This is a genomic window from Streptomyces sp. HUAS MG91 (assembly GCF_040529335.1).
GTDB lineage: Bacteria > Actinomycetota > Actinomycetes > Streptomycetales > Streptomycetaceae > Streptomyces > Streptomyces tabacisoli.
In genome coordinates, this window is the sequence record NZ_CP159534.1 from 5,455,866 (window position 1) to 5,471,655 (window position 15,790).

13 protein-coding genes are annotated in these 15,790 nt (G+C 69.2%); 7 read left to right on the plus strand and 6 right to left on the minus strand.

Annotated elements, in window-relative coordinates; translation table 11 throughout:
* Nucleotides 1-10 precede the first annotated feature (10 nt).
* Entirely contained in the window at nt 11-751 is a 741-nt protein-coding gene (locus ABII15_RS25025) for a transporter substrate-binding domain-containing protein (protein WP_353944540.1), read from the plus strand.
* Between the two features lie 163 nt (nt 752-914).
* Here the strand turns inward: ABII15_RS25025 and ABII15_RS25030 are convergent, their stop codons facing one another.
* The 5 genes from ABII15_RS25030 to ABII15_RS25050 all read right to left on the minus strand — a co-directional run bounded on the left by ABII15_RS25030 (nt 915) and on the right by ABII15_RS25050 (nt 7,012).
* The gene (locus tag ABII15_RS25030; protein ID WP_353944541.1) at nt 915-1,949 is read right to left on the minus strand and encodes a dipeptide ABC transporter ATP-binding protein; all 1,035 of its coding nucleotides are present in this window, start codon (nt 1,947-1,949) and stop codon (nt 915-917) included.
* Between the two features lie 26 nt (nt 1,950-1,975).
* Nucleotides 1,976-3,013 carry an ABC transporter ATP-binding protein gene (locus ABII15_RS25035; protein ID WP_353944542.1) on the minus strand — a complete coding sequence of 346 codons (1,038 nt, stop codon included), beginning with the start codon at nt 3,011-3,013 and terminating at the stop codon, nt 1,976-1,978.
* Nucleotides 3,014-3,060: 47 nt separating this feature from the next.
* A complete protein-coding gene (locus tag ABII15_RS25040) occupies nt 3,061-4,041 on the minus strand; it encodes an ABC transporter permease (protein ID WP_353944543.1) in 981 nt (326 codons plus the stop codon).
* A 97-nt stretch (nt 4,042-4,138) separates the two neighbouring features.
* A complete protein-coding gene (locus ABII15_RS25045; RefSeq protein ID WP_353944544.1) occupies nt 4,139-5,899 on the minus strand; it encodes an ABC transporter substrate-binding protein in 1,761 nt (586 codons plus the stop codon).
* Nucleotides 5,900-5,980: 81 nt separating this feature from the next.
* Complete coding sequence (locus tag ABII15_RS25050) at nt 5,981-7,012, minus strand: ABC transporter permease (protein ID WP_353944545.1); 1,032 nt, start codon at nt 7,010-7,012, stop codon at nt 5,981-5,983.
* 391 nt (nt 7,013-7,403) lie between these two features.
* On the opposite strand from ABII15_RS25050, the gene ABII15_RS25055 reads away from it, so the two are divergent.
* From ABII15_RS25055 to ABII15_RS25075, 5 genes are all read left to right on the plus strand, one after another.
* Nucleotides 7,404-9,035 (plus strand): ABC transporter substrate-binding protein, encoded by a 1,632-nt coding sequence (locus tag ABII15_RS25055; RefSeq protein WP_353944546.1) that lies wholly within the window; start codon nt 7,404-7,406, stop codon nt 9,033-9,035.
* A 67-nt stretch (nt 9,036-9,102) separates the two neighbouring features.
* Complete coding sequence (locus ABII15_RS25060) at nt 9,103-10,026, plus strand: ABC transporter permease (RefSeq protein ID WP_353944547.1); 924 nt, start codon at nt 9,103-9,105, stop codon at nt 10,024-10,026.
* Entirely contained in the window at nt 10,019-11,011 is a 993-nt protein-coding gene (locus ABII15_RS25065; RefSeq protein ID WP_353944548.1) for an ABC transporter permease, read from the plus strand. The genes ABII15_RS25060 and ABII15_RS25065 overlap by 8 nt, the downstream gene beginning before the upstream one ends.
* Before the next feature lie 5 nt (nt 11,012-11,016).
* Nucleotides 11,017-12,000 carry an ABC transporter ATP-binding protein gene (locus tag ABII15_RS25070; RefSeq protein WP_353944549.1) on the plus strand — a complete coding sequence of 328 codons (984 nt, stop codon included), beginning with the start codon at nt 11,017-11,019 and terminating at the stop codon, nt 11,998-12,000.
* Nucleotides 11,987-13,132, plus strand: a complete 1,146-nt coding sequence (locus ABII15_RS25075; protein WP_353944550.1) for a dipeptide ABC transporter ATP-binding protein — start codon at nt 11,987-11,989, stop codon at nt 13,130-13,132. Before ABII15_RS25070 ends, ABII15_RS25075 begins: the two co-directional genes overlap by 14 nt.
* A 139-nt stretch (nt 13,133-13,271) precedes the next feature.
* Here the strand turns inward: ABII15_RS25075 and ABII15_RS25080 are convergent, their stop codons facing one another.
* Nucleotides 13,272-15,416 carry a prolyl oligopeptidase family serine peptidase gene (locus ABII15_RS25080; RefSeq protein ID WP_353944551.1) on the minus strand — a complete coding sequence of 715 codons (2,145 nt, stop codon included), beginning with the start codon at nt 15,414-15,416 and terminating at the stop codon, nt 13,272-13,274.
* Between the two features lie 164 nt (nt 15,417-15,580).
* Between ABII15_RS25080 and ABII15_RS25085 the strand changes: the two genes are divergently transcribed.
* Nucleotides 15,581-15,775, plus strand: coding sequence for a hypothetical protein (locus tag ABII15_RS25085; protein ID WP_111666458.1), 195 nt, complete (start codon nt 15,581-15,583; stop codon nt 15,773-15,775).
* Nucleotides 15,776-15,790: the final 15 nt, after the last annotated feature.

The following is a 15,790-nucleotide window of genomic DNA, read 5'->3' on the forward strand; positions in this document are numbered from 1 at the left end:
ACTCGGGGACATGACGAACCCCGTAGAACCCGCCGCCGTCGCCCGGGACCTCGCGCCCGCCGGAGTGCTGCGCGCCTCCGTCAACCTCGGCAACCCCGTCCTCGCCCAGGGCACCCCCGACGCGCCCGCCGGGGTCACCGTCGACCTGGCCCGGGAGATCGCCGCCCGGCTCGGGCTCCCGGTGGAGTTCCAGTGCTTCGACGCCGCCCGCAAGTCCTACGAGGCGATGGCCACGGGCCGGGCCGACCTGTGCTTCCTCGCCGTCGAACCGGCGCGCGAGGCGGAGGTGGCCTTCACCGCGCCGTACGTGCACATCGAGGGCGTCTACGCGGTCCCGGACGGCTCCGCGCTGCGCACGGCCGACGACGTGGACCGCGCCGGTGTGCGGATCGGGGTCAAGGAGGGCTCCGCCTACGACCTGTTCCTGACGCGGACCCTGCGCGAGGCGACCGTGGTGCGCGGCACCGACGGCGTGGACGCCTTCCACGCCGGGCGGCTGGAGGTCGCCGCGGGCATCCGCCAGCCGCTGACCGCCCATGTCGCCGCCCGGTCCGGACTCCGCCTGCTGGAACCGGCGTTCATGACCATCCGCCAGGCCGTCGGCACGACCCGGGGCCGCGCCGAGCCGACGGTCCGCTTCCTGCGCGAGACGGTGGCCGCACTGACGGCGTCGGGGTTCGTCGCCGACGCGCTCGCCCGCTCGGGCCAGAACCCGGAACTGGCCGCACCCGCACCGGGCGCCGCCGGCTGACAGCCCGCACCGGCAGCCAGGAAGGCCCGTACCGAGGTGATCGGTACGGGCCTTCTCCCCTGGACCGGGTGCGTTCCGTGGCTCGGGTCAATGGGCCGGACGGTCCGGTCCGACGCGCGTCGCTCGCCCTGCTTGGGGTGGTGGGCGAGCGGCGCGCCGGGGTCTAGAGGGCCTTGCGGGACTGCGGGACCGCCGCCGTGGCCGGCTCCTCGGGGTAGTGGCAGGCGGTGAGGTGGCCGTCGGAGTTGCCCGTCACCCGGACCAGCGGCGGTGCCTCGCTCGCGCACTTGTCCGTCGCCTTCCAGCAGCGGGTGCGGAAGCGGCAGCCCGACGGAGGGTTGATCGGGGACGGGACGTCGCCCTGGAGGCGGATGCGCTCGCGCGGCGGGGTGTCGTCGGCCGTCGCCTCGGGGACGGCGGACAGCAGGGCCCGGGTGTAGGGGTGGCGCGGGTTGTCGTACAGGTCCGCGCGGTCGGCGATCTCCACGATCTTGCCGAGGTACATCACGGCGACCCGCTGCGAGAAGTGCCGCACCACGGCGAGGTCGTGGGCGATGAAGACGAACGCGATGCCGAGCTCGCGCTGCACCTTCTGGAGCAGGTTCACCACCTGCGCCTGGATGGAGACGTCGAGCGCGGAGACCGGCTCGTCGGCGACGATCAGCTTCGGTTCGAGGGCGAGCGCGCGGGCCACGCCGACGCGCTGGCGCTGGCCGCCGGAGAACTGGTGCGGGAAGCGGTTGAAGTGCTCGGGGTTGAGCCCGACGATCTCCAGGAGCTCGCGCACGCGCTTCTCCCGGCCCCCCGCCGGATTGATGTCGTTGATCTCCATGGGCCCGGAGATGATCTTGCCGACCGTCTGCCGCGGGTTCAGCGACGCGTACGGGTCCTGGAAGATCATCTGGATCTCGGAGCGCACCGGCGCCAGCTGGCTCCGGCTGGCGTGGGTGATGTCCTTGCCCCGGTACGAGATCGAGCCGCCCGTCGGCTCCAGGAGCCGGGTGATGAGCCGCCCGGTCGTCGACTTGCCGCAGCCGGACTCGCCGACCAGCCCGAGGCTCTCGCCCTCGGCGACCTGGAAGTCCAGGCCGTCCACGGCCTGCACGGCGCCGACGGTCCGCCGGATCGGGAAGCCGCCCTTGATCGGGAAGTGCTTGGTCAGCCCGGAGACGTCCAGGAGGGGGGAGGTGCTGCTCATGGTGGTGAAATCCCGTCTCTTGTACGTCAGTTGTGCCGGGGCGCGGCGAGGTCGGCGAAGATCTCGGCGCGTCGGTCCAGCGGGAGGTGGCAGGCGGAGCCCCGGCCGCCGGTCAGTTCGAGCACCGGGGACTCACCGGCGCACCGTCCGCCGCCGACCCGGTCCACGAAGGCGCAGCGCGGGTGGAACCGGCAGCCGGTCGGGGGCTTGAGCAGCGAGGGCGGGGAGCCGGGGATCGGCGACAGCGGCACGTCGACCGGGCCCTCCAGGCTCGGCATCGAGCTCAACAGGCCCAGCGTGTACGGGTGCTGGGGGCTGCCCAGCACCTCCTTCTTGGTGCCGCGCTCCACGCACCGCCCGCCGTACATCACCAGCACGTCGTCGGCGATGTCGGCGATCACACCGAGGTCGTGCGTGATGAAGATGATGGCCGTGCCGAACTCCTGCTGGAGCTCCTTGAGCAGGTCCATGATCTGCGCCTGGACCGTCACGTCGAGCGCGGTCGTCGGCTCGTCGGCGATCAGCAGCTCGGGGTCGCAGACCAGCGCCATCGCGATCATCGCGCGCTGGCGCATACCGCCGGAGAACTGGTGCGGATAGTCGTCCACCCGCATGTCGGGCTGCGGGATGCCGACCTTGCGGAGCATCTCGATCGCCCGCGCCCTGGCCTCCTTCTTGGAGGCCCCGGTGTGCTTGCGGTACGTCTCGCCGATCTGCCGGCCGATGGTGTGGTACGGCGAGAGCGAGGCCAGCGCGTCCTGGAAGATCATGGACATCGTGTTGCCGCGCAGCCGCTCCAGCTCCCGCTCGGTGGCGGTGAGCAGGTCCTTGCCGTCGAGCACGATCTCGCCGTCGATCTGCGTGCGGGCCGGGTCGTGCAGGCCCAGGATCGTCAGGTTGGTGACCGACTTGCCGGATCCCGACTCGCCCACGATGCCGAGCGTCTTGCCCCTGGCGAGGTCGAAGCTGAGCCCGTCGACGGCCTTGACGGTGCCGTCCTCGGTGGAGAAGTGGACCTTCAGGTCCTTGACGGAGAGGAAGGGCTTTTGATCGGTGCTCGTCACGGGGACGCTCCTGGGGGTGATGCGGGGGTAGGGGGCAGTGGCGGAGGTCAGGCGAGCCGGATCCGCGGGTCGATGAGGGCGTAGACGGCGTCGATGATGATGTTGAAGAACACGATGGCGCCGGCCGAGAGCACGGTCACTCCGAGCAGCATGGGCAGGTCGCTCTTGTCCACGGACTGCACCGCGAGACGGCCCACGCCCTGGAGGCTGAAGACCTGCTCGGTGATGATCGCGCCGCCGATCAGGGTGGCGATGTCGATGCCGAAGATGGTGACGATCGGGCCCATCGCGCCGCGCCAGGCGAACCGGAAGAAGACGCTGCGGCCGGAGAGGCCCTTGGCGCGGGCGGTGCGGACGTAGTCCTCGCTGAGCGTCTCGACCATCTGCGAGCGCGTCATACGGGTGTAGTTGGCGGTCCAGATCAGGGCCAGGACCAGCCACGGCAGCAGCAGCCCCGAGGCCCAGGAGACCGGGTTCTCGGTGAGCGGCGTGTACGAGGGGTTGTCCAGGATGCCGAGCTTCGAGACGAGGAAGTACATCGCGATGTAGCCGACGAAGTAGATCTGCATCGAGGAGGCGACCAGCGAGGCCGAACTGGCCAGCTTGTCCTGCCACTTGCCCTGCTTGACCGCGGCGATCATGCCGGTGCCGATGCCGAAGACCAGGAAGACGACGGCCGAGCCGAAGGCGAGCGAGAGGGTCAGCGGGAGACGGTCCAGGATCGTGCCGAGCACGGGCTCGCGGTTGGCGAACGAGTAGCCGAGGCAGGGCGCGTCGCAGTGGCCGAAGCTCGCGTAGTCGCGCCCGACGAAGATGCCCTTGAGCCAGTCCCAGTACTGGACCGGGACCGGGTGGTCGATGCCCAGGTTGTGCCGGACCTTGGTGAGCATGTCGGGCGTGCAGTTCTTGCCGCAGGACATGATCGCGGGGTCACGCGGGATCGCGTAGAAGAGCCAGAAGGTGATCGCGCTGATGATCAGCAGGATGACCAGTGCACCGAGGACTCGGCGAACGAGGAAGCGGGACATGGGGCGTGACTTTCCGGACGGGGCGCCGTCGCCGGGAGGCTGAAGGGGGAGGGCCGCCGGGGCGGCCGCGGTGGCGGCCGCCCCTTTACGGGGGCGCTTACTTCTTGGCGTAGAGCTTGCAGAGCGCGACGCAGGTGTTGCCGAGGTCGTAGACGACGTTGCCGACCTTGGAGCCGTACATCCAGTTGCGGATCGAGTGGTAGTCGGGCACGCAGGCCGCGAGCTCCATGATCTGGCGGTCGATGGCGCCCCAGGCCTTGTTGGCCTTCTCCGGGTCCGTCTCGGCGGTGGCCGCCGCGATCGCCCGGTCGACGCTCGCGTCCTTCAGCTGGGAGTAGTTGCTGCGGCCGTCGCCGATGTTGGAGCCGTCCCAGCAGGGGTAGAACACCGAGTAACCGGCCGGCCAGTCGGGGCTCCAGCCCGCGGCGAACACGTCGTACTCGTTGTCGATCTTGCCGATCTGGGTGTAGAAGGTCGACTTGTCGACCTGCTTGTTGACGACCGTGAAGCCCGCCGCCTCCAGGGCGTTCTTGATGGCGACGGCCTGCTTCACCGAGTTGTCGGACTGCTGGTAGGCGATGACCAGCTTCTGGCCGGACTTGCCGGCCTCCTTCAGCAGGGCCTTGGCCTTGGCCGGGTCGCCGCCGGGCTTCGTGGTCACGCCGTACAGGTCGAACTTGGCGTAGCCGGGGGTCACCGGGGAGAGGATCGAGGTGGCCAGCTCGCTGGTGGAGGCGCCGCCGCGGATCGTCTGCAGCTGCTGGTGCGGCCAGGCCCAGTTGATGGCCTGGCGGACCTTGACGTCCTTGATGCGGGTCGTGTTGATCGGCCAGTAGTACGTGACCGTGTCGACCTGGGTGAGGACGCGCTTCTTCAGCTTGGCGTTGGTGAGCACCTGCGCGGTGCGCTCCGGGGCGACCTCGTTGAAGATCGACATCGTGTACTGGTCGTTGCCCTTGTCCGCGATGTAGCGGTCGGTGGACGCCAGGGTCTCGAAGCCGAACTGGAAGACGTACTTGTCCGGGTAGTTGTTGCGCATCGAGTCGGTCTTGGGGTCCCAGTGCTCGTTGCGCACGTAGGTCAGCGACTTGCCCGGCTGACGGCTGTCGATCTTGTACGGGCCGCAGGACATCGGGCGCTTGTCGTACTTCTCCTTGGTGTCGTGCTTCTTCGGCACGAAGGAGTAACCGCGCATCGCCACCATGTAGTTGAAGTCGCCGTGGGCTTCCTTCAGGTGGAACGTGATGGTCTGCCCGTCGACCTCGATGGAGTCGAGGTGCTTGCCGCCGTAGGGGCCCTTGTACTTGTCGCCGCCCTCGGCCCAGTCCTGGAAGTAGCGCGGGCCCTCGGTGATGAAGTCGGCGAAGGTGCGCTCGAAGGAGTGGCGGACGTCATCCATCGTGACGTCGGAGCCGTCCTCCCACTTCAGGCCCTCCTTGAGGGTGAAGGACCAGGTCTTGCCGCCGTCCTTCATGGTGCCGGCGTCGGTCGCCCCGTCGCCGACCAGGGTGGCGGCGCCCTTGTCGCCGACCTTGTAGCCGGTCAGGCCGCGCAGGATCGGGACGGTGATGGCGCCCTCGGTGGCGACGTAGATCTGCGCCGGGTCCATGTGGTCCATGTCGAACTGGTCGAGCGAGTAGATCGTCCCGCCCTTGACCGCGCCGGGGACCTCGGGCGCCGGGCCGGTGGAGTCGGCCTTGGTGCCGACCGGGATCGCGGTCGTCTTGGAACCGGTGACCGAGGGGCCCTTGCTCTTGCCGGAGCTGCCGCTGCCACTGCCGCCGCAGGCGGTCAGCACCGCGCTGGACGCCGCGACCGCACCGGTGGCGATCAGGAGGTTTCTACGGGAAAAGGACATGGTTGGGCCTGCCTAGGTCAGTCGGGACGAAGAGAGGGTGGCCGGACGTCGTCGAAACCGGCGGTGAGGTGCAGCTGGGGGTCAGCGCTTCGACTTCGGGTCGAGGGCGTCGCGCGCCGAGTCGCCGAGCAGGTTGAAGGCGAGTACGAAGATCACCATCGACAGGCCCGGGAAGAGCAGGAACGTGAAGTCCTGGTTGTAGAACTGGGCGCCGCGGCCGATCATCACGCCCCAGTCCGGGGTCGGGTCGATCATGCCGACACCGAGGAAGGCCAGGCCCGCCTCCGACGTCACGAAGAGGGGGAGCAGCAGCGTGGCCTGGACGATGATCGGCGTCCACAGGTTGGGCAGCAGTTCCTTGAACACGATGCGCATCGGGGAGGCGCCGGTGACCTTGGCGGCCTCGATGAACTCCCGCTCGCGCAGGCCGAGTACCTGGCCGCGCAGCAGACGGGCGATGGAGGCCCAGCCGAAGGCCGAGAGGACGACGATCAGCGCGACCGCCCGCAGGGAGGTGGGGATGTTGTCGTCGTCGGCGATGAAGAGCCCGTAGGCCACCGGCATGAACGCGATGAAGAAGAGCGTCGACGGGATCGAGAGCAGGATGTCGATGACCCGGCCCACGAGGTAGTCCGTCTTGCCGCCCAGATAGCCCGCGGTGACACCGACGACCACACCGACGGCCATGGTCAGGATGCTGGCGGCGACGGCGATGCCGAGCGAGTTGCGGATCGCGTAGAGCAGGAAGGTGAAGACGTCCCGGCCGAGCTGCGGCTCGATGCCGAACCAGAACTCCGAGCTCATCCCGCCGTTGGCACCCGCCGGGTACGAGAAGGCGTCGAGCAGCTCCGGGTGCGCGCTGGCGTAGGTGGTGTACGGGTCCTTGCCGTACACCTTGGCTATCAGCGGCGCCGCGAGGGCGATCACGAAGAAGAACAGCACGACACCGGCGGAGATCAGGCCGGTGCGGTCCCGCTTGAAGCGGCGCCAGGCGAGCTTGCCGGGGGAGAGGCTCTCGTCGTCGCCGGACGCCGCAAGGGGTGTCTGCGGCGCGGACGCGTCGTCCTCCACAACCTCAAGTGTGGTCGTGGCAGGGGGAGTTGGGGTCGTCATGGTGCTCCAGGCCCTGAGGGGTCCATACGCGCTAACGGGTCTACCGGTGCGCTAAGCGGGACCTTTTCAGGGCATTTGATGCACGGTCAATGAATTCCTGATGTCTTGATTCCAGCTTTGAATCCTTGCCCCGGGCTTTGCTCTGGGTAGGGGGCGGGATTGCTCTCGCATGGGTGTTCGCATGGCATAAAAGCGCCACGGGCGGACAAGCGTCGCGGTGGGTCCGATATGCGGATACTCGTGTCTCGCTATGTGTGCACTGTGAGCCGAGGGTACGGGGTCGCGGGGGAGGGGTGCGTCCACCGGGTGGCTGAACCGGGAGTGCGGTATGTGCCGTATGGCCTGATATTTGGGCGTACGTGTCACGTGATCGGTACAGAGGAGGCACTCCATGCGTGGAGCCACGCACGCCAAGTGGGCGGCTGGTGCGGTCGCCGTAGCCCTCGCGGCGACGGCCTGTGGTGGGGGCGGCGACAGCGGTGGCGGCGGTGACGGCTCCGGGATCGTGCGCTCCTCCTGGGGCGACCCGCAGAACCCGCTGGAGCCCGCCAACACCAACGAGGTGCAGGGCGGCAAGGTCCTGGACATGATCTTCCGGGGTCTGAAGCGGTACGACCCGAAGACCGGCGAGGCCAAGGACATGCTCGCCGAGAAGATCGACACGTCCGACTCGCAGAACTTCACGATCACCGTGAAGAAGGGCTGGACGTTCTCCAACGGCGAGAAGGTCACCGCCAAGTCCTTCGTCGACGCCTGGAACTACGGCGCGAGCCTGAAGAACAACCAGAAGAACGCCTACTTCTTCGGTCAGATCGACGGCTACGACAAGGTGCACCCGGAGTCCGGCTCGCAGAGCGCGGACACCCTCTCCGGCCTCAAGGTCACCGGCGACGACACCTTCACGGTCAAGCTGAACCAGAAGTTCTCCACGTGGCCCGACACCCTCGGCTACGCGGCCTTCGCCCCGCTGCCCAAGATGTTCTTCGACGACCACGACGCGTACATCAAGAAGCCCGTCGGCAACGGCCCGTACACCGTGGACTCGTACCAAAAGGGCTCGCAGATGTCCCTGCGCAAGTGGGACAAGTACCCGGGCGACGACAAGGCCCAGAACTCGGGCGTGGACCTCAAGGTCTACACCGACAACAACACGGCCTACACCGACCTGACGGCCGGCAACCTCGACCTCGTCGACGACGTGCCCGCCGCCCAGCTCGCGAACGTGAAGAGCGACCTCGACGGCCGGTACATCAACACCCCCGCCGGCATCATCCAGACGCTCGCCTTCCCGTTCTACGACTCCGACTGGAACAAGGCGGACAGCGACAAGGTCCGCAAGGGCCTGTCGATGGCGATCAACCGCAAGCAGATCACCGACTCCATCTTCGAGAAGACCCGCACCCCCGCCACCGACTGGACCTCCCCGGTCCTCGGCGAGAAGGGCGGCTACAAGGAGGGGCTGTGCGGTGAATTCTGCGACTACAACCCCGCCGAGGCCAAGAAGATGATCCAGGAGGGCGGCGGCATCCCCGGCGGCCAGGTGCAGATCGGCTACAACGCCGACACCGGCAGCCACAAGGAGTGGGTCGACGCCGTCTGCAACTCCATCAACAACGCCCTCGGCAACGACAAGGCGTGCGTCGGCAGCCCCACCGGCACCTTCGCCGACTTCCGCAACAAGATCACCGACAAGAAGATGACGGGCCCGTTCCGCGCCGGCTGGCAGATGGACTACCCGCTCATCCAGAACTTCCTGCAGCCGCTGTACTACACCAACGCCTCGTCCAACGACGGCCACTGGTCCAACAAGGAGTTCGACTCCCTCGTCGACAAGGCCAACGCCGAGTCCGACCAGGCCCAGGCGGTCAAGATCTTCCAGCAGGCGCAGGAGGTCGTCCGGGACAACATGGCGGCCATCCCGCTCTGGTACCAGAACGGCAGCGCCGGCTACTCGGACAAGGTCGACAACGTCGCCCTGAACCCGTTCAGCGTCCCCGTCTACAACGAGATCAAGGTCAAGTGACGCCAGGGGAGCGGCGGCCCGCCGGCCGCCGCTCCCGCCCCCTCGCGGAAACGGAACCGGAGTCCTCATGGGACGTTATGTGATCCGGCGCCTGCTGCAGATGATCCCGGTCTTCATCGGCGCGACGCTGCTGATCTTCCTCATGGTCAACGTGATGGGCGACCCCATCGCCGGGCTGTGCGGCGACAAGGCCTGCGACCCTGCCACCAAGGCGCAGCTGTCGAAGGAGTTCGGCCTCGACAAGCCGGTGTGGCAGCAATACCTGACGTACATGGGGAACGTCTTCACCGGGGACTTCGGCACGGCGTTCAACGGCCAGAAGGTCACCGAGCTGATGTCGACCGCGTTCCCCGTCACCATCCGCCTGACGATCGTCGCGATCCTCTTCGAGATCGTCGTCGGCATCACCCTCGGCGTCATCACCGGCCTGCGGCGCGGCCGCCCCATCGACACCACCGTGCTGCTGCTGACCCTCGTCGTCATCTCCATCCCGACGTTCGTCACCGGTCTGCTGCTGCAACTGCTGCTCGGCGTCAAATGGGGCTGGATCGAACCGGCGGTGTCCACGGAGGCGACCTTCAGCGAGCTGATCGTGCCGGGCCTGGTCCTCGCCTCGGTCTCCCTCGCCTACGTGACCCGCCTGACCCGGACCTCCATCGCCGAGAACAAGCGCGCCGACTACGTCCGCACCGCCATCGCCAAGGGCCTGCCCAGGCGCCGCGTCATCACCCGGCACCTGCTGCGCAACTCGCTGATCCCGGTGGTCACCTTCATCGGCGCCGACGTCGGCGCCCTGATGGGCGGCGCCATCGTCACCGAGCGCATCTTCAACATCCACGGCGTCGGCTACCAGCTCTACCAGGGCATCCTGCGCCAGAACACCCAGACCGTGGTCGGCTTCGTGACGATCCTCGTGCTGGTCTTCCTCGCGGTGAACCTGATTGTCGACCTCCTGTACGCCGTACTCGACCCGAGGATCCGCTATGCCTGAACCGCACGCACCCGACGGGCGCACACCCGACGACGGTGCCATCGCCGCGACCGGCATGGGCGGCGCGATGGACCTCGCCACCAGCGAGGGCACGACCGTCGAGGGCCGGCCGGGCGGCTCCGCGGGCGGCCCGGCCGACAAGCCCCGCAGCCTGTGGTCCGACGCCTGGCGGGACCTGCGCCGCAACCCGGTCTTCATCATCGCGGGCCTGGTCATCCTCTTCCTGGTGATCATCTCGATCTGGCCGCAGCTGATCGCCTCCGGCAACCCGCTCTCCTGCGACCTGTCCAAGCGGCAGCAGGGCTCCGAGCCGGGCCACCCCTTCGGCTTCGACGGCCAGGGCTGCGACGTCTACACGCGCACCGTGTACGGCGCCCGCAACTCGATCACCGTCGGCGTCTGCGCCACGGTCGGCGTCGCGCTCCTCGGCTCGGTCCTCGGCGGCCTGGCCGGGTTCTTCGGCGGGTTCTGGGACTCGGTCCTCTCCCGGATCACCGACATCTTCTTCGCGATCCCCGTCGTCCTCGGCGGCCTGGTGCTCCTGTCGGTCGTCAGCAGCAACACCGTCTGGCCGGTCATCGGCTTCATGGTGCTGCTCGGCTGGCCGCAGATCTCCCGCATCGCGCGCGGCTCGGTCATCACCGCCAAGCAGAACGACTACGTCCAGGCGGCCCGGGCGCTGGGCGCGTCCAACTCGCGGATGCTGCTGCGGCACATCGCGCCGAACGCCGTCGCGCCGGTCATCGTCGTCGCGACGATCGCCCTCGGTACGTACATCGCCCTGGAGGCGACCCTGTCGTACCTCGGCGTCGGCCTGAAGCCGCCGGCCGTCAGCTGGGGCATCGACATCTCGTCGGCGTCCGCGAACATCCGCAACGCCCCGCACGCACTGCTGTGGCCGTCCGGCGCCCTCGCGATCACGGTCCTCGCGTTCATCATGCTCGGCGACGCGGTGCGCGACGCCCTCGACCCGAAGCTGAGGTAGCGCCCATGCCGTTGCTCGAAGTACGCGACCTGAACGTCGAGTTCCGGACCCGGGACGGCATCGCCAAGGCGGTGAACGGCGTCAACTACACGGTCGACGAGGGCGAGACCCTCGCCGTTCTCGGCGAGTCCGGCTCCGGCAAGTCCGTGACGGCGCAGGCCGTCATGGGCATCCTCGACATGCCGCCCGGGAAGATCACCGGCGGCGAGGTGCTCTTCCGCGGCCAGGACCTCCTGAAGCTCAAGGAGGAGGAGCGGCGCAAGATCCGCGGCGCCGAGATGGCGATGATCTTCCAGGACGCGCTCTCCTCGCTGAACCCCGTGCTCTCCGTGGGCGAGCAGATCGGCGAGCTGTTCGTCGTCCACAAGGGCATGTCCCGCAAGGACGCCAAGGCCAAGGCCGTCGAGCTGATGGACCGGGTCCGCATCCCGGCCGCCAAGGAACGCGTCGGCCAGTACCCGCACCAGTTCTCCGGCGGCATGCGCCAGCGCATCATGATCGCGATGGCGCTCGCCCTCGAACCCGCCCTGATCATCGCCGACGAGCCCACGACCGCCCTGGACGTCACCGTGCAGGCCCAGGTCATGGACCTGCTCGCCGAGTTGCAGCGCGAGCTCCACATGGGGCTCATCCTCATCACGCACGACCTCGGCGTGGTCGCGGACGTCGCCGACAAGATCGCCGTCATGTACGCGGGCCGCATCGTGGAGCAGGCCCCCGTGCACGAGATCTACCGGGCGCCCGCACACCCGTACACCAAGGGCCTGCTGGAGTCGATCCCGCGCCTGGACCAGAAGGGCCAGGAGCTCTACGCCATCAAGGGCCTGCCGCCCAACCTCATGAACATCCCGCCCGGCTGCGCCTTCAACCCGCGCTGCCCGATGGCACAGGACGTGTGCCGCACCGACGTCCCCCCGCTCGCCGACGTCTCCGAGACCCGTCGCAGCGCCTGCCACTTCTGGAAGGAGACGCTCGATGCCGCACAGTGAGCACGTCAGCAAGCAGGACCTCAAGCGCGAGGGCGAGATCGCCCGGCACCTGCTGCACCAGTCCCAGGCCGAGTCCTCCTACGCGGCGAACGGCTCGGAGTCCGGGCACGAACCGATCCTGGAGGTGCGCGGCCTGGTCAAGCACTACCCGCTCACCCAGGGCATCGTGTTCCGCAAGCAGGTCGGCGCGGTCAAGGCCGTCGACGGCGTCGACTTCGACCTCGGGCAGGGCGAGACGCTCGGCATCGTCGGCGAGTCCGGCTGCGGCAAGTCCACGGTCGCCAAGATGCTGGTGAACCTGGAGAAGCCGACCGCGGGCGTCATCAAGTACAAGGGCGAGGACATCACCAAGCTGTCCGGTCGGGCCCTGAAGGCCGTCCGCCGCAACATCCAGATGGTGTTCCAGGACCCGTACACCTCGCTCAACCCGCGCATGACGGTCGGCGACATCATCGGGGAGCCGTACGAGATCCATCCCGAAGTCGCTCCCAAGGGCGACCGGCGCCGCAGGGTCCAGGACCTCCTCGACGTGGTCGGGCTCAACCCCGAGTACATCAACCGCTATCCGCACCAGTTCTCCGGCGGCCAGCGCCAGCGCATCGGCATCGCCCGCGGTCTCGCGCTGCGGCCCGAGATCATCGTGGCCGACGAGCCGGTCTCCGCCCTCGACGTGTCGGTCCAGGCCCAGGTGGTCAACCTGCTCGACCGGCTCCAGAACGAGTTCAACCTCTCCTACGTCTTCATCGCCCACGACCTGTCCATCGTGCGGCACATCTCCGACCGGGTCGGCGTCATGTACCTGGGCCGCGTCGTGGAGATCGGCTCGGACTCGCAGATCTACGACCACCCGACGCACCCCTACACCCAGGCGCTGCTCTCCGCGGTCCCGGTCCCCGACCCGCGGGCGCGCGAGCACCGGGAGCGCATCCTGCTCTCGGGCGACGTCCCCTCACCGGCCAACCCGCCCTCGGGCTGCCGCTTCCGCACCCGCTGCTGGAAGGCGCAGGAGCGCTGCGAGGTGGAGGAACCGGTGCTCGCGGTGCCCGAGGTGTTCAGCACCGTCGACAGCCCGGCCCGGCACCCGTCGGCCTGCCACTTCGCCGAGGAGAAGCAGGTCGTGCCGTCGGAGTAAGGGCCTTTCCCGCCTTTACACACAGGCAACTTGACGGACCCGGTCCCGATATACGGACAGGTCAAGGTGTTCCACGTACGGCCGTGCGGGTGCCGTGAACCGGGGCCGGAGCGCGCCATGTCGCTCCGGCCCCGGTTGCTTACGCCATCTGCAACGACCGCTTCAGGAAGTCGACCTGGAGCAGCAGCAGGTTCTCGGCGACCTGCTCCTGCGGCGTCATGTGCGTGACACCCGACAGCGGCAGCACCTCGTGCGGCCGCCCGGCGGCGAGCAGTGCGGAGCTGAGCCGCAGCGCGTGCGCCACCACCACATTGTCGTCCGCGAGCCCGTGCACGATCAGCATCGGCCGGTGCTCGTCGGCCGCCTCGGCCAGGCCGTCGTCCGTCACCAGGGAGCTCTTCGCGTACGTGGCCGGGCTCTTCGCCGGATCCCCGAGGTAGCGCTCCGTGTAATGGGTGTCGTACAGCCGCCAGTCCGTCACCGGCGCCCCGGCGATCCCCGCGTGGAAGACGTCGGGGCGGCGCAGCACGGCCAGCGCCGACAGATAGCCGCCGTAGCTCCAGCCGCGCATCGCGACCCTGGACAGGTCGAGCGGGAACCGGCCGGCCAGCGCGTGCAGCGCCGTGACCTGGTCGTCGAGGGTCAGCGTGAAGTCGCCGCGGATCGCCTTCTCCCGGCCGGGCGAGACCCCGGGCGTGCCCCGGCCGTCCGCGACGATCACGGCGAAGCCCTGGTCGGCGAACCACTGGGAGGTCAGATACGGGTTGTGCGCCGCCATGACGCGCTGCCCGTGCGGGCCGCCGTACGGGTCCATCAGGACCGGCAGCGGCCCGTCCCCCTCGGCGTACGAGGACGGGAGCAGGACCGCGCAGGGGATGCCGTCCGCCTCGGTCAGGGTCACGCGCGGCGTGAGGACCGGCGCCTGCGCGAAGGAGGCGATCTCGGCGACGTGTTTGCCGTCGCGCTCCACCCGCACCCGGGCGCCGGGGGAGCCGAGGGTCGCCGAGACGAGCACGGTGACCTCGCCCGCGCGGACCGCCGAGTGGACGCCGGGCTCCGCGGTCACCCGCTGCACGCCCAGCTCGTTGACCCGGTAGACGTGCACCTCGCCGGTCTCCGGCGCCTCGGCGTCCGCGCCCGCCGACGCCGAGACCAGCACATCGCCGTCGCCGACGTCGAGGACGGCGCGGACGTGCAACTGCGGCCCGGTGAGCGGGCGTTCGCCCACCGCGAGGACCCGGGCGCCGCCCTCGTCGGCGATCCGCACCAGCTGCCCGCTCGGCGACCAGCACGGCACGCCCGGCAGCAGCTCCAGCCACTGGTCGTCCTCGTCGGCGTGCACCATGCGGGTCGAGCCGTCCTCGGCGTTCACCGCCAGGTACAGCGCGCTGAGCTGGTCGCGGGCCTGCACCAGGAGCAGCGGGGCGCCGTTCGCCGACCAGTGGACGCGGGCCAGGTACGGATAGGCGGACCGGTCCCAGTTGATCTCGGTGCGGGTGCCGTCGAGCGCGTACGAGAAGAGCCGCACCTCGGCGTTGGGGGTGCCGGCCGACGGATAGGCGACCCGGGCCGGTTCGCGGTCGGGGTGCGCCGGGTCGGCGATCCACCAGCGGTGCACGGCGGCGTCGTCGGCGCGGGCCACCAGGAGCCGGTCCGAGTCGGGGGACCACCAGTGGCCCCGGTAGCGGGACATCTCCTCGGCCGCGATGAACTCCGCGAGCCCGTAGGTGACCGTGTCCGACTCCGGGGTCGCGAGCGCCCGGTCGTCCGTGCCCTCCGCGCCGACGACGCGCAGGGCGCCCTGCGCGACGTAGGCGATGTGCCGGCCGTCGGGGGAGGGGCGCGGGTCGATCACCGGTCCGGGAACGGGCAGTTCGCGGGCGGTCCCGGCCCGCAGTTCGGCGGCGAAGAGGCGGCCGGACAGGGCGAACGCCGCCAGCTCCACCGCCGCGTCCGTCGCGTACCCGACGATGCCCGCGCCGCCCTCGCGGCTGCGCTCGCGCCGGGCCCGCTCCGCGGCGGACAGCTTCTCCGACGCCCCGCCGAGCAGCGCGGCCGGCTCCGCGGCCGGCCGCTCCCGGCCGCTCGCCACGTCCAGCACCCACAGCGCGTTCGCCCGGTCGGTACCCGAAGGGGAGCGCAGGAAGACGACGCGCTCCCCGTCGGGCGCCACCGTGAACGCCCGTGGCGCGCCCAGCGTGAAGCGCTGCGTACGCGCGTGCTGACGAGGGAAGGAAGGAGGAGTCGACGACTCGGCGGTGAGCGTCTCGGTCTCGGTGGTCATCCCCGAAGCGTAGGGCGCTGGTGGACCATGCGCCCCCTCGTGCTCCCGGTGCCCCCTGGCGGCGACTCATGCGTCACGACGGATAGTTATGATCCGTAGCATTCCGTGGGTAGGAAGCCCTCGGAAGATTCCCGGCGACCGGATCACTTTGGAGGAGGACCGCTGTGGCACTCTCGATCTCGGCCGTGGTGCTGTTCGCGATCATCGTCTTCATCCTGATCAAGAAGTCTGGGCTGAAGGCCGGTCACGCGATCGTCTGTGTGCTCCTCGGCTTCTACCTGGCGAGTTCGTCCATCGCGCCCACGATCAAGGAGCTGACGACGAACGTCGCGGACATGGTCGGCGGAATCAAGTTCTAGGCGCGGGGTTCCGGT